Below are 15,308 nucleotides of genomic sequence, written 5' to 3'. Positions count from 1 at the left end.
GCGCAGCGCCCATCACGCTGGAATCAGAGCCGGCGGCGGAAATACCACCACGAGGCCAACGCCACCGCCAGCGGTGGCAGCAGATAGGCCAGACGCAGATCCAGCCGATAGACTTGGGCCAGATTCACCGCCAGCGTCTGCACTGTGTACATGCCCACGCCGAACACGATGCCCACGAACAGGCGCTTGCCGAAACCACCCGAGCGCAGCGTGCCGAACGCGAACGGCAGCGCCGCCATGCACAGCGCGATCGCGCTGAACGGGTAGAAGATTCGCGACCAGTACGCGACCGAAAACTCGTCCGAATCCAGCTGGTTGCGTTCCAGATAATCCAGACTGGAACCCAGCTCGGCCAGGCTCAGATAGCGCGGCTTGGTGACGCCGAGCTTGAGCACATCCGGGTTCAGCGAGGACAGCCACTGCTCCTGCTCCACCTGCTCGCTGATCACCTCGCGCAGGCCGAAGCTGGAGCGGCGGATATTGCGCAAGGTCCAGCTGTTGCCGACATGCTCGGCGCTTTCCGCCAGCGCGATCGACAGCAGGCGGCCATCCGGATCGAATTCGTACAGCGTCACGCCGGTCAGTTCGATCGTGGCATCGGCCCCGCGCCCGGTCACGTTGCCGCGTCGCGCGTTCAGGAAGGTGTCGCCTTCGCGCGCCCACAATCCGGAGGCACGCGCCACGCTGACATCGGCCGACTTGGCCTCGATCGCCAGCAACTGCGCGCGCTGTTCACCGGCTGGCCCGATGGTTTCAGCCACCACCACCATGCCCAGCGTCAGCACCACGATCACGCCCATTGCCGCAGCACTGATACGCACCCGCGACAGGCCGATGGCACGCAGCGCGGTCAACTCCGACGATGCCGCCAGCGCCCCCATGCCGAGCAACGCACCGATCACCGCCGCCGTCGGAAACAGCGTGTAGGCGCGGCGCGGCAGGGTGTAGACGGTGTACAGCAGGATATGCACGAAGCCGTAATCGCCCTCGCCGACTTCGGTCAGTTCACCGACCAGCGCGGTCAGCGCATCGAAACCGGTCAGCACGAACCACACCGCCAGCAGCGCGCCCAGCACATTGACCGCGACCAGCCGGTCGCCCAGGCGCAGGCGCGCGCTCATGCCGCACCCCGAGGGCGTGGCAGGCGTTCATCGCGCCACAGCAGCCAGAACGCGATCAGCGCCACCGGCAGATGCACCCACCACAATCCCAGCCAGGCCGGAATCGTGCCGCTGGCCAGAAAACTGCGGCCCAGCGCCAGCATGTTCAGATAGACGATATAGCCCAGCAACGCCACCATCACCCGCCCGTAACGCGTGCTGCGCGGCGGCGAATGCGATAGCGGCAGCGCCAGCAGCGCCAGCAGCAACGTCGCCAGCGGCGTGGCGATGCGCCAATGCAGTTCGGCCTGTTCGACCGGCTCACCGGTCTGCGCCAGTTCGCGCGGGGTCATGCGCTGTTCGGCGCGCCCGACATTGCCCGGCTCCACATCCGGCAGGCGGATGTCGTTGCCGGCGAAACGCATCATCCGGAACGCATCGCTGCCCAGCGCCCCTTCGACACGGAAACCGTCGATCAGGCGCAGATAGCGTTCCTCGCCCATGCTTTCCTGATACAGCTCGCCGGCCTGCGCGGTCACCACATCGATCCGCCCATCGCGCTCGTTGTGCACGAACAGGCGGCGGAAATGGCGCCCGTCGTCATCCATCTGGCTGATGTAGACCACGCCGTTGCGGCCCGGCATTTCGACAAAGCGCCCCGGCTCCAGCCCCGCCACCAGCAGGGATTTGTTGGCCGCCTCGATCATCGCCTGCGAGGTGCGCAGCGCCAGCGGCGAAAGCCACAGCGAGGTCACGCCCACCATCAGCGCCACCGGCACCGCCAGCCACAGCAGCGGCCGCGCCAGACGCCGGATACCGAGCCCGGCCGAGGCCAGCACCGCCATTTCGCTGTCGCGGTACATGCGCCCGTAGGCCAGCAGCACCGCCAGAAACAGCGACAGCGGCAACAGCAACGGCAGGAAATCCAGCGCGCGCAGACCCAGCTGCGAGATCAGCAGCCCCGGCGGCAGCTTGCCGCGCGCGATCTTGCTCAACAGGTCCGCCACCAGCCCGCCCATACTGACCAGCACCAGCACCAGCAGACAGGCCACGAAAGCCGCCACCAGCTGGCGCATCAGATAGCGATCGATGATCGGCCACCACGGTTTGCCGTTCATCCGCTGCTCCGCTCGAAGGTGGAAACCGGCACGGACGGCAACAGGTTCAAGCCGTGGCTTTGGGGGGCTGGAAGGGTATGCACTAGAATCCGCTGGAGAAATGTCGCGATGGCGACATCCGTGTCGGCGCCATTTTAGCGCCGAAGTATCACCCGTCCCCCTGTCCCAGGAAAACCATGAGCCTGAATCTGAGCCTGCTGCGCGCCCTTCCCTCCGACATCGATACCGATGCCCTCATCGTCGCCGTGTTTGAAGACCAGGGCCTGTCGCCCGCAGCGCGACAGCTGGACGAAGCCAGCGCCGGCCGCATCAGCGCCCTGCTGAAGAGCGGCGACATCTCCGGCAAGGCCGGCCGTTCCACCCTGCTGCTGGCAGTGGAAGGCATCCGCGCACCGCGCATCGTGCTGCTGGGCATGGGCGAAGCGGCCAAGGTCGATTCCGGCAAATACCTGAAGGCCGCGGCCGAATCGCTGCGCAGCCTGCGCGGCGGCCCGGTGGCCCGCGTGCACAGCACGCTGCCACAGATCGAAGTCATCGGCCGCGACGACGCCTGGAAACTGCGCCAGGCGGCACTGGCCGCGTTCCACGTCAGCTACACCTACACCGCCACCAAGAAGTCGGCCAGAATCTCATCGCTGACCACGCTCAGCCTCGATGGCGACGCCGCCCACGCCGACCAGCTGCGCCTGGCCACCGGCATCGCCGAGGGCGTCACGCTGGCGCGCGAACTGGGCAACCTGCCGCCCAACATCTGCAACCCGGCCTACCTGGCCGAAACCGCGCAGAAGATCGCCGCCGCCAACGACAGCGTCTCGCTGGAAGTGCTGGAAACCGAACAGATGCGCGAACTGGGCATGGGCTCGCTGCTGGCCGTCGGCCAGGGCAGCGCCAACCCGCCGCGCCTGATCGTGCTGCGCTACAACGGCGCGGGCGAAGGTGTGAAACCGCAGGTGCTGGTCGGCAAGGGCATCACCTTCGATACCGGCGGCATCTCGATCAAGCCCGGCCCGGGCATGGACGAAATGAAGTTCGACATGTGCGGTGCGGCCAGCGTGCTGGGCACGTTCCTGAGCGCGGTGCGCCTGGGCCTGAAGATCAACCTGGTGACGATTGCCGCCGCCGTCGAAAACATGCCCGACGGCGCTTCCTATCGCCCCGGTGACGTGCTGACCTCGATGTCCGGCAAGACCATCGAAGTGCTGAACACCGACGCCGAAGGCCGCCTGATCCTGTGTGACGCGCTGACCTATGCGCAGCGCTTCGAGCCGGACACCCTGATCGACGTGGCCACGCTGACCGGCGCTTGCGTCATCGCGCTGGGCAAGCATGCCCACGGCCTGATGAGCCGTGACGACGCGCTGGCCGCCGAACTGCTGGCCGCTGGTGAAGCCAGTCACGACCGTGCCTGGCGCATGCCGGTGTGGGACGACTACCAGCCGATGCTGGATTCGTCCGCGGCCGACATGGCCAACATCGGTGGCAAGTCCGCCGGCGCGGTCACCGCCGCCTGCTTCCTCGCCCGCTTCACCGAAGACACGCAGCGCTGGGCGCATCTGGACATCGCCGGCACCGCTTGGGACGAAGGCCGCAAGGGCATGGCGACAGGCCGCCCGGTCGGCTTGCTGGTGGAATGGCTGATGGGCCGCCAACAGTCCAGCGCCGCCTGATCCCAGCCCAGGCCCTGCCTTCATGCCACGTGCGGATTTCTACGTCATCGCCAAACCCCGGTTCATTGAAGACCCGTTGCTGCTGGTCTGCGAGCTGGCCAAGCGCAGTTTCAGGATCGACAAGCCCACGCTGATCCTCGCGCGTGACGCGGCCCAGGCCGATCTGATCGACGGCCGGCTCTGGGAGTTCGAGGACGACGCCTACGTGCCGCACCAGATCGCCGGCCAGGACCAGGACGATGAGGACACACCCGTCCTCATCGTCCCGCCGGACATCGATGTGCCGGATCGGCCGTACATCATCAACCTGCGCGACGAGCCCTTCATGGGCACCTGCGAACGCGTGCTGGAAGTAGTCCCGGCCGACCCTGCCGCACGCGGGCCGCTGCGTGAGCGCTGGCTCAACTACAAGGCGCGCGGCTTCGAATTGCACCACCACGATATGTAAGCCACCTGCCACCGCGGGCAGCCGCTGGCATCCACGCAGCAGATCGTGAGCCCGGCTTCGGCATTCCAAGCACGCAAATATCCGGCACGTGGAAACACGTGCAGCCGGACAAGCCCGGCTCTACGGCATCACGGAATTGGGATGGTTGGCTGCCACCTGCCGGTGAGTAATGAGCAGACACCGGCTTGCTCGGGAGCACGCACGATCAGCGCAACGCTTCCAGCCGCGCCACCGCGCGTTCCAGATTCTCCAGCGAATTGGCGGTGGAAAAGCGCACGAAACGCTCCGTCCCGGCCCGCCCGAAATCCCGCCCCGGCGTCACCGCCACATGCGCGCGCTCCAGCAGCGCGAACACGAAATCCCAGCTGTCGGCCACCCCCATCGGTGCGAACCACTCCGACGCATCGGCCCAGGCGTAGAAGGCGCCATCGGGCATCACCGGCACGCGGAAACCCAGTTTCTGCAACTGCGGAATGAACCAGTCGCGGCGCGCCTTGAACCCGGCCCGGCGGCGTTCGTATTCAGCAATGCTTTCCGGCTCGAAGCAGGCCAGCGCGGCATGCTGGGCGATCACGTTCGGGCAGATGTAGAAGTTCTGCGCCAGACGTTCGATCACCGGCACCAGCACCTCGGGCACCACCAGCCAGCCCAGACGCCAGCCGGTCATGCAGAAGTATTTGGAAAAACTATTGACGCTGATCACCTGGTCATCCAGCGCCAGCCCACTCTGACCGAAAGCCGCATCGTGGCTCAGGCCCAGATAGATCTCGTCCAGCAGCGTGACGCCGCCTTTTTCGCGTACCAGCGCATGGATGCGGGCCAGTTGCGCCGGATCGATCGAGGTGCCGGTGGGGTTCGAGGGCGAGGCCAGCAACACCCCGCGCGTGGCCGCATTCCAGTGTTCTTCAACCATCTGCGCGTCGAGCTGAAAACGCCCTTCCGCCGTGGTTGGCAGCAGCACCGGTTGCGCATCCACGGCGGATACGAAGTGCCGGTTGCACGGATAGCACGGGTCCGGCATCAGCACCTGGTCGCCGGCTTCGAACAGCGCCATGCAGGCCAGTTGCAACGCGGCCGAGGCCCCGGCCGTCACCACGATGCGGCGTGCCGGCACCTGGATACCAAAGCGCTCGGAATACCACTGTGCGATGCGTTCGCGCAGCGCTTCCAGCCCCAGCGCCGAGGTGTACTGGCTGGCGCCGTCGCGCACTGCACGCAAGGCGGCTTCCTGCACCAGTGGCGGCGCGGTGGAATCCGGCTCACCGATATTGAGCGCGATCACCGGCCGCTCACTGCCGGCCGCCACGCGCGCCAGTTCCGCCGCCGCCTTGCCCACTTCCATCACATAGAACGGCTCGATGCGCGCGGCGCGCCCGGAAATCCTCATTGCCCTGCTCTCCAGCGGCCTGATCCGGCCTTCATGTCCACCGCGCAAGATGACCGGGAAGCAGCGGCAACGCAATCAGGCATCCGCTCCCGCACAAAAGAACAGGGCGGCCGAAGCCGCCCTGTTTGCTGTTGCTGACGGATCCCGTCAGTGTGCCGTGGCCGCGTGGCTGCGGGCGCGCTCCGGAATCGCGGCACCGGCCGGCAGCCGCAGGTGCAGACCGGCCTTGGCCGCACCGGCCGGCACGAAATCCAGCCGCAGGCCGTCGAAGTCCAGCTCCCAGCCGTAGTTCACGCTGGCACCGGCAGGCCAGGCCTGCCACGTGCCGGCACGCTGCTTGCCCTGACCATCCAGGCTGCGCAGACGCACCATCGACTGTTCACCGATCTTCAGGCTGTCCAGCCAGGCCACCGCCTGCCCGGCGCCGTCAACCAGTTCCACCGCCAGCTGCGGACGGCCGGACTGGCCGCTGACCAAATCCCAGCCGTGCACGGCGGCCGCATCAGCGGCCTCCGGCAGGGCCAGACGCTTGCCCAGATCGATGTCCTCGAAGCCGTCGCAGAAGATCGAGCACGGACCGCTGTAGGCCGGCACGATATTGGTGCTGGCGCTGGCCTCGGCCTCCTGCTCCTCGCCTTCGGACAGCCAGGTGACCACGGCGGTATTGACCATGGCCTGGCCGGTCGTGGCATCGGCGGCGACCGTGGCCGAGATCGTCACGGTGATGCTGCCGCCGGCCGGGATGGTCGAGTCGAAGTCGATGTCGCCGTTGCCGCTGGTTTCACCGCAGACCGCGCCGTCCTCAGCCAGGCAGATCCAGCTGATGCCTTCCAGACCATCCGGGATCGCATCCAGCAGCGTCGCCTGGACCGTGCTCGGGCCGTCGTTGGTCACCACGATGCTGTAATCCAGCACCTGCCCGGCATGGGCCTGGGTCAGATTCACGCTCTTGTCGATCGACAGCTGCGCAACCTGCTCGCCCGTGGCGCTGAACTCCAGCTCCTGCAGGCCGGCCATGCCGGTTGCTGCGGTCATGGTGTTCGCGCCGGCCACCGCACCCAGCACCCACTCGGGCACCGTCGCCTGTCCATCGGCACCGGTGGTGATCGCAGCGCTGGCGGCGCCTTCGATCGAACCGGCACCTGCGGTCACGGCGAACTCGACGCTGATGCCGGGCACACCCAGACCACTGGTGTCGTACACCCGCACCGTTGGCAATGCACCGGTCAGCGCCTCACCGGCAACGCCGCTGAAACTGTCGTCACCGATGATCTCGAAGCCGGCAATCGTGGCCGCGATGATCGAAAGCGTGGCGTTGGCCGAGACATCCTCGTAGTTCGGATGGCCTTCCAGCAGCGCCTCCACCGCGTAGCTGCCGACATTGACCGGCACCGCCGGGGTGTAGCTCACCTCCACATCGGAGGCCAGTGCGGCCGGCACCGTAGTGAGCGTGACCGCCTTCTGGGTGCCGTCATACACCTGGGTCAGGCTGGACAGGAAGATCTGCGCAGTGGCCTTGTCGATCACCAGTTCCGCCGTGGTGACTCCGGTCAGCACATGGTTCGGGTTGGCCAGCGTGGCTTCCACCTCGTAGCTGCCCGCATCCACCGGCGTGACCGGCGAACCGCCCTGACTGTAATCCAGACTCACGCCCGCCACACCGGCCGGAACGGTCGTCACCGTCGCCATCTTTGACGTGCCGTCGTAGACATGGTTCAGGTTGCCGAACACCAGTTCGACCGGCGCCGGCGTGATCACGATTGTCGCCGTCAGTGTGTCCGCTGCATGGTTCGGATCGGTCACCGTCAGCGTCGCGGTGTAGCTGCCGGCATTGACCGGTGCCAGACCGTTGCCGGTGTCGTAGGCCAGGGCGTATGCCACGCCGTCCGGGTTGGTCACCACCGCCGGCTTGGCCACGCCGTCATAGACGAAGTTGCCACCCGTCAGATCGATACCGGTGTTGCCGGCGGCCGCAGGCTCGATGGTCAGCATCGCGCTGGCGCTGCCGAACACGTTGCCATCGTCCACGGTGGCGATCACCAGGTAGGTACCGGCATCGACCGGCTCGCTGCTGCTGCCGTTGTAGGTGAACACCGGCGCCGCGCTACTGCCGGCCACCGTGGCGGTGGCGGCCTTGGCGTTGCCGTCGTAAGCCACCGTGGCAGCGTTGCTGTCAGCCCAGACGATGTCGCTGATGGTCACGCTGCCAACCGTGTTCTCCAGTGCGAAGTCCACCGGGCTGCCGAACGCGGCCAGAGCGGTCACGCTGTAGCTGCCCGCTATGCCGTTGGCCTCGGCCGTCACCGCTGCGGTGCCATCTACCCCGGTCACGACTGTGCCATCGGCCGGATCCAGCGTGGCGTTTGCAGTCGCACCGTTGGCGGCGAAGTCCACCACAGCACCGGCGATCGGATTGCCATGGATATCGCTGGCGCGAACCATGAGCGGCTGTGCGAAAGCACTGTTCACCGCTGCCGACTGGGGGCTGCCGGAGACCATTGCCAGCGTTGTCGCCGCGTCGGCCAGATTGGTCAGCATCGCCACATCGTCGGCATCAGGCAGCACGCCGGACACCACCGCCCGTACGACGAACCCACCGGCCACCGTGTTGGCGTTGAACGTTGCCGTCGCCACGCCATTGATGTCGGTGATGGCTACCGCGTTGCTGGTGGTGGCACCCGCACCGTTGCTGCCAGGCTCGACCACGAAGGTTACCGAGACGCCCGGCACCGCGTTTCCGCTGCCGGTCACCGTCGCCTGCAGCGTGTAGCTGCCGCTGGCCACCACCGCCTCGTCGCTGCCGACCACCGCCAGAGCCAACATGTCGGCGGTTGCCGCCGTGTTGGTCAGGCCGAAGTCGACGCTGCCGTAACCCGTGCCGGCCTCGGCCACATAGCTGCCAGGCAAGCCATTCGCCAGAGCCAGCACGAAGGTTTCGCCGTTGGTGTCGGTCGGATCGGCCGGTATGGACAGGTCCGCACTGGCTCCCGTCGCCGGGGCCAGGAAGTCGACCAGTTCACCTGCCACCGGGTTGCCGTACTGATCGGTGACGCGCACCACCAGCGGCAACGCGAACGGCTGATTCAGCGACGCGGTCTGGCCGCTGCCGGACACCAGATGCAACTGGCTGGCGTCATCGGCCACGTTGCGCAGCACGAACTCCACGCTTTGGTCGATGCCGATGCCGATGCTCGCCGTGACGGTGAAGTCACCGGCGACGGCATTCGACAGTGCGGTGATCGCGGTTTCGCCATTGCTGTCGGTCAGATCCGGAGCAGCGAAGCTGGCACCAGCGCCGTTGCCGCCGGCATGGACGTTGTATGCCACCGCCGCGCCCGCCACCGGATTGCCGCCGGCATCGAGCACGCGCACCACCAGGTCACCGTTGTCGTAGCTGTTGCCACCGACCACAGCCTCGCCAGCATCACCGCCAACCAGTTCGATCGTGGCTGCAGTGCCGGTACCGATACCGATGGTCTGCGGTACGGCCTCTGCGTACACCTTGCCGCTGTCGATACCGACCACCTGCGAGGTCACCGTGTAGGTGCCGGTGTGCTGCAGGAAGGTGGTACGGAACAGGAACGTGCCTGTGGCACCCGCCGGTACCGGCTGACCGCCGGAAGCCAACGCCCCGAAGTGCCCGAACAGGCGGCCGGTGGGAACGTTGAACTCGTCGAGCTCGGCACGCAGGTTGTAGATGCGCTGGTAAGCGTTGGTCAGCGGATTGAAGAACTCCACCGCCACATCCGGCGAGGTGCAGGCCTCATTGCCACAGCCCGGCACCGACGCACCAGTCAACGCCACGGGCCCTTCGATGAAGAAGCGTCCGCGCACGTTCTCGTTGTTCGGCGCCGGCATGTGTGTGCCGAGGTCGGCGGTACCGCTGTTGACCAGCGAATACGCCCCCTCTACCGCCGTGCCAACCACACCGTTGATGTTTCCGCTGCCGCTCAGGCCCAGCTGTGCCACATCCACCGCATGTGTGGCCGAGGCGTAGGTGGCGTCGCTGCTCACACCGGCGGCCGTGGCCACGACGTTGTAACGGCCGCCACGCGCCACGCGGGCACGCAGGTTCGCCTCGCTCGAGACCGGATCCAGCGAGTACGGACCGAATGTACCGGTCAGCACGTCACCCTCCAGGGCCAGCGGAATGTCGACCCAGGTGCCCGGGGCTCCCCAGGGCTCGACCTCAAGCACCACGTCGCCGGCCGCAATGCCGCCACCGCGCTCGATGGCGATATCCACCACCAGCTGCTCGGACAGCGTGATGCCGTTCGGGTTGGCCGTGGTCGCGGTGAAGTACGACCAGGTCTCCGGATCCGAACCGGCCACGCCGACGGTGTCGCCGTCGAGGGTGAACACCACATCCACCGCCGTGACTTCATACACGGCCGAACCGCTGGCGGTGTAATTGTCGCTGCTGCAGCTCGCGCTGATCGGATAACTGCCGGCCGCAGCCGACTGCGCCGGCACGCCGCTCACCGCCGTGCACGACACGTTGCTGTCGCTCTGCGCCAGGCTCGCGGTCACCGCGTGCACCGTACCGTACGGGCCAGACAGCGGCGCGAACTGCACCGTGCCGGTGGCCTTGGTGATCACCAGCGTATTGCTGGCCGAACCACTGTAGGAAGCCGATTGCGGCACGGCCGTGACCGTGTAGCTGCCGGCGTTGGTCGGAGCCGCCGTGGTCGGACCATAGCTGACGTCGATACCTTCGTAGGTGATGACCAGCGCCACATCCGCTGGGCTGGTGCTGGCCGTCACGCTCTTGGACGAACCGTTGTACACATGGTTCAGATCGCTCAGCGTGATGGTCACGTCCTGCTGGTCGATGGTGATCTCATGCGTCGCACTGGCCCAAACGAGACCCGGATCGACTGCATCGAGCACATCGGCCGTCACCGTGTAGATGCCCGGCGCGTCGAACTGCACGCGACCGGTGAACAGGCTGTCATAACCATCCACCAGCAAGAAAGAACCGCCGGAGGGGCTGAAGGTATAGACCGTCGGGCTCACCTGGACGAGGTTCGGGTAATCACTCACCACACCGACGTCGCTTAGCGTCAGGCGCACCATCACGTTGGCCGGCACGCGGCCACCGCCGTTGGTGACCTGCACGCTGCTGGGCAACGATTCACCGGCCGCACCCGTGGCAACGCCTGCGACCGCCACGCCGGCATCCGGCACCGTGGTGATCAGCACGTTGCTGCTGGCATAGACCTGTCCGTTGTCGCTGCCGACAAGTTCAGCGATCAGGCGGTACTCGCCGGGTGCGAACTTGAACGCGGTCTGCACAGGAATGGTGAGGCCACCCGTCGCCGGCAGCGGCTGGTCATTGATCGCCTGATTCGGATAGCGGAAGAACACCGCTGCCCGGCCCTCGTGCGTGCCGACCGTCTTGCCATTCTGGAGGCTGAAATAGCCAGCATCGCAGGCGCCCTGGAATCCGTCACCGATGGACACGCATGCGTCAATGTCGCCGCCCGGTGTACCGGTGCTGCCAGTGATCGGATCGTTGTTGCCATCGTCGATGCGCACCACGATCAGGCGCGTGTGTACAGGTTGCGCGGTGGTGCTGCCGGCGTTGCCAACTTCCGACTGGAAGCCGGTGATCCAAGCCCCTGCGGGTTGTGTGGCAGCAGCCAGAGCCGGGCCGGCCAAGGTCAGGCTCGCGTCGGCACCGTTGTCGGCGGCGTTGCTCAGCAAGAACAGCGCGGTGTGCGTGTCGACACCGTCAGTCCAGGTTGCGGTCACCACGTAACTGCCGACCTGCCCGTTGGCCGTGGCCGTCGTCGTGCCCTCGCCGGTCATCGGCGCGAGGCTGGCGCTGGCGCCACTGGCCGGTGCGCTGAAGCTCACCGAACCGGGGGCAATGGCCAGAATGTTGCCGCCGCCATCACGCAGTTCCACGACCAGTGGCTGCGCGAAGGCGCTGTTGATGGTCGTGGACTGGTCGTCACCGGATACCGCCACCAGAGAAACAGCCGCGCCGCTCAGGTTGCTCAGCCCGACCAGCTCTGGCGCAACGCCGGACACCGTCACCGTCACGTCGAAGCTGCCGACGGTGGCGTTGGCCGTCGGCGCCGCGGAGGTCGCGATACCGGAGGCGTCGGTCACTACCACCTGGCTGGCCGAGCCGGCGAACGTCGCCGAGGCGCCGCTCACCGGGGCGGCAAAGGTCACGCTCACGCCCTGCACCGGCTGACCGCCGCCATCGGTGACAGTGGCGACGATGCCATCGGCATACGAGGTCTGGATCGTGGCCGTCGCCGGCATGGGGGCCGTCACCGACAGGTTCGCCGCCGTGGCCAGCGTGTTGGTGAGATTGAAGGTCGCGGTGTTCTGCACACCTGTTCCGAGCACCGCCGTCACCGTGTACGAACCCAGCTGGCTGTTCGCTGTGGCGCTGGCGCTGCTGCGTCCATCGGCACCGGTCAGCGCCGGCATCGTCAAGGCCGCATTGGCGGTCGCGCCGTTGGCGGTGTAACCCACCAACTGCCCGGCCAGCGGATTGTCGAACCGGTCAGTCACGAGGACCGACAGCGGGATGCCGAACGCCGAGTTGGCCGGTGCCGTCTGCGGCACCTGTGCGGGCGCGGGCAACAAGCCAAGCTCCCACTCGGCATTTGCTATCTGGGCCATCGCCGGCCCGGCAAGCCCCACCAGCGCGATCAGCCAGGCACCGAGCAGCGCCAGCCTGCGTGACAGGGGACGGGACGGATTGCCTCCGGGTAGGGGCTCGGTTGAACGCGACGGTTGGGATCGCATGGCAGGCTCCAAGGGTGATACGGAAGGGAAGGCGAAAAACGGCGAAGGCCAGGCACGAGGGCCTGGCCTGGTCGGGGATACAAAGCGGAAAAGGGCGGCCCATCGGCTCACGCGGGGCAGCCAACGCGGCTCGGGCGTAGCCGCGGGCCTGTCGAAAAGGCCGCAGCGGGCAGTGATGGCGTCGGGGGAATCCGTGCAGGCATGGCACGCAGCAGCCGGTGCGTCGCCATGGTTGATGGCGGACACGACGGCAGTGATCGCGGCGGCGGATACGGCCGGTGATGGCCCTTCCGCAATGCCCTGAGGCTTGCAAGACGGTGGCATGCGCGCGCTTTGCACCGCACGATGCCGATGATCCAGCGAAGGTGTGCCCCCATCGGACTTCTCCTGGCTCTGGACGACATGTGTGCCGTCCACGCCGATTCCCCTTCAGCGTTTCCAGTTCATCCCCCATTTGGGGTACGTCCTGAAAATGGCACCTTTTTTGCATAACGGCTTCCACCCGCCCAGGCTGCGGCCTGTTCCGGATCCGGCCAGCACAGGCCAGTGCGAGCAACGACGACCTGCCCAACCTCCGCGCGTGTAGCCCGGCTGGCATGGCGCGCATGTCGCAGCTTCATTGCCGCCCGGCAGGCACAACCGCTGACCGGACATTTCCGTCCCTCACCCAAGGCAGCGCCCGCTGCCCGCACCCTCCGCGCGACGCGGCCACCGCTTACAATTGCCGGCCATCCATTGCAGAAGGAGGGCGGCATGTCCCCCAATGATGTCCGCGCCGTGATCAGCGGCGGCGCTTCCGGCCTGGGGCTGGCAACGGCACGGCGGATCGTGGCCGATGGCGGCAAGGTCACGCTGCTGGATTTGAACGATGAAAAGGGTCAAGCCGCCGTCGCGGAACTGGGCGAGGCTGCCGCTTTCCTGCATCTGGATGTGACCGACGAAGCCGCCACCGTCGCGGCGCTGACCGATGCCAGGGCGCGCATGGGCGGACTGAACGTGGCGGTATCCTGCGCCGGCATCATCGGTGCCGGGCGCGTGCTGGGGCGCGAAGGCACGATGCCGCTGGCGGGCTTTTCCACCACGATCAAGGTCAATCTGATCGGCAGCTTCAACCTGGCCAAGGCCGCCGCCGATCTGATGCAGCACAACGAGGCTGGCGCCGATGGCGAGCGTGGTGTGATCGTCAACACCGCCTCGATTGCCGCGTTCGAAGGCCAGATCGGCCAGGCTGCGTACTCGGCCAGCAAGGGCGGCATCGTCGCCATGACGTTGCCACTGGCGCGCGAATTCACCCGCATCGGGGTGCGCGTGATGACCGTGGCGCCGGGCGTGTTCCACACCCCGATGGTCGATGGCATGCCCGAGCAGGTGTACCAGTCGCTGTGCGCGCAGGTGCCGTACCCGTCGCGCCTGGGTGATCCGGCCGAATTCGCCGACACCGTGGCGTTCATCCTGGGCAACCGCTATCTCAACGGCAGCACCATCCGGGTGGATGGCGCGATCCGTTTGCAGCCGAAGTAGGGCGCTTCTTCGCGCTCCGGCCGGCAGCGGAACGGGGCGCGAGGGTACGATCACGCGGCAATGATTTTGCGCTGCGGACCAGCCCGTATCAGGTCCGGCGCAGGATCTTCTCCCGGCCGGAGAAGGAGTCAAATCCGTGCGGCATCATGGCGGCGAACCCGACTTCCCTGATGTTTTCCAACCCACGCCGCCTGCGGGCGGCGGCATCCTTCCCATTCAATCAGGCACGCAACATGAAGGCTTCCGAAGTCAAGAAAGGCAATGTCGTCGAACACAACAACGGCATCTACCAGGTGCGCGATATCGAGCGCAGCTCTCCGACCGCGCGCGGCGGCAATGTCACCTTCCGTTTCATCCTCTACAGCGTGCCCGGCGGCAACAAGCTCGACCTGAGCCTGCGTGCCGATGACGAGCTGAAGGAAGTGGACCTGACGCGCCGCGTCTGCACCTTTTCGTACATGGATGGCGACGCCTTCGTATTCATGGATGACGAGGATTACAGCCAGTATGTGGTCGGTCCGGACATCGTCGGCGATGACGCCAGCTACATCACCGAAGGCCTCAGGGATTGCCATGTACAGCTGATCGACGATGCCGTCGTGGGCCTGCTGCTGCCGCAGAGCGTGGAGTTGGAAGTGATCGACACTCCGCCCGAACTCAAGGGCGGCACCGCCACCAAACGCCCCAAGCCCGCGCGCCTGTCCACCGGCCTGGAAATCCAGGTGCCCGAATACATCAGCAACGGCGAACGCATTCTGGTGAACACCACCTCCGGGGAGTTTGCTGGGCGGGCATGAGTGGCCACAGGTAAAGCTCATCGCGGCCAAGGCCGCTCCTACGAAAACGGGGGTGAACCCAACATTGGCCGTTGATGGAAAATCGCCGCTTTTGTGGGAGCGGACTTGCCCGCGATTTGATACTCGTAGCGAAAACCTGACTTCAGACCGTTGCTTGCTGACGCTATGAACACACTCCCTCTCCCCCGCGAGCGGGGGAGAGGGAGCTGCGATGCCACGCTCGCCATCGCAGCAAAAACCACATCATCGGCAAAACCCCATCACCGGAATGTCGGCTCCGCCGCGTTGCGGCTTGAGCCGACCTACCAGAGCATCATCGCGAATCAAAACATCATCGCAAAAGCCTCATCGCGGCCAAGGCCGCTCCTGCGAAAGCATTGGCCGTTGATGGGAACTCCCCGTTTTTGTGGGAGCGAGCTTGGCCTCGATTTGATACTCGTAGCGAAAACCTGACTTCAGACCGTTGCTTGCTGACGCTATGAACACACTCCCTCTCCCCCGC

8 protein-coding genes are annotated in these 15,308 nt (G+C 66.3%); 4 read left to right on the top strand and 4 right to left on the bottom strand.

The genetic code is table 11. The annotated features are described in order from the left end of the window. Positions 1 to 23: 23 nt before the first annotated feature. Positions 24 to 1,121, bottom strand: coding sequence for an LPS export ABC transporter permease LptG (gene lptG / locus WDB66_RS03955; protein ID WP_339397244.1), 1,098 nt, complete (start codon positions 1,119 to 1,121; stop codon positions 24 to 26). Continuing rightward, positions 1,118 to 2,218 carry an LPS export ABC transporter permease LptF gene (gene lptF / locus WDB66_RS03950; protein WP_339397243.1) on the bottom strand — a complete coding sequence of 367 codons (1,101 nt, stop codon included), beginning with the start codon at positions 2,216 to 2,218 and terminating at the stop codon, positions 1,118 to 1,120. Before lptF ends, lptG begins: the two co-directional genes overlap by 4 nt. 176 nt (positions 2,219 to 2,394) lie before the next feature. On the opposite strand from lptF, the gene WDB66_RS03945 reads away from it, so the two are divergent. Together WDB66_RS03945 and WDB66_RS03940 are read left to right on the top strand one after the other, a co-directional pair. After that, complete coding sequence (locus WDB66_RS03945) at positions 2,395 to 3,885, top strand: leucyl aminopeptidase (protein ID WP_339397242.1); 1,491 nt, start codon at positions 2,395 to 2,397, stop codon at positions 3,883 to 3,885. 22 nt (positions 3,886 to 3,907) lie between these two features. Then, on the top strand, positions 3,908 to 4,333 hold the full coding sequence (locus tag WDB66_RS03940) for a DNA polymerase III subunit chi (RefSeq protein WP_339397241.1): 426 nt from the start codon (positions 3,908 to 3,910) through the stop codon (positions 4,331 to 4,333). Positions 4,334 to 4,538: 205 nt separating this feature from the next. Here the strand turns inward: WDB66_RS03940 and WDB66_RS03935 are convergent, their stop codons facing one another. Both WDB66_RS03935 and WDB66_RS03930 read right to left on the bottom strand, forming a co-directional pair. Beyond that, positions 4,539 to 5,720, bottom strand: coding sequence for a pyridoxal phosphate-dependent aminotransferase (locus tag WDB66_RS03935; protein WP_339397240.1), 1,182 nt, complete (start codon positions 5,718 to 5,720; stop codon positions 4,539 to 4,541). A 147-nt stretch (positions 5,721 to 5,867) separates the two neighbouring features. Beyond that, positions 5,868 to 12,488, bottom strand: coding sequence for an MBG domain-containing protein (locus tag WDB66_RS03930; protein ID WP_339397239.1), 6,621 nt, complete (start codon positions 12,486 to 12,488; stop codon positions 5,868 to 5,870). A gap of 753 nt (positions 12,489 to 13,241) precedes the next feature. Between WDB66_RS03930 and WDB66_RS03925 the strand changes: the two genes are divergently transcribed. Further along, positions 13,242 to 14,009, top strand: a complete 768-nt coding sequence (locus WDB66_RS03925; RefSeq protein WP_339397238.1) for an SDR family NAD(P)-dependent oxidoreductase — start codon at positions 13,242 to 13,244, stop codon at positions 14,007 to 14,009. Positions 14,010 to 14,242: 233 nt separating this feature from the next. Continuing rightward, positions 14,243 to 14,806, top strand: coding sequence for an elongation factor P-like protein EfpL (efpL, locus tag WDB66_RS03920; RefSeq protein WP_339397237.1), 564 nt, complete (start codon positions 14,243 to 14,245; stop codon positions 14,804 to 14,806). Positions 14,807 to 15,308 lie beyond the last annotated feature (502 nt).

Source organism: Denitratimonas organivorans, from assembly GCF_037478135.1.
Taxonomy (GTDB): domain Bacteria; phylum Pseudomonadota; class Gammaproteobacteria; order Xanthomonadales; family Xanthomonadaceae; genus Denitratimonas.
The sequence above is the reverse complement of the archived record's forward strand: the minus strand, read 5'-3'. Positions and strand labels throughout refer to the sequence as shown.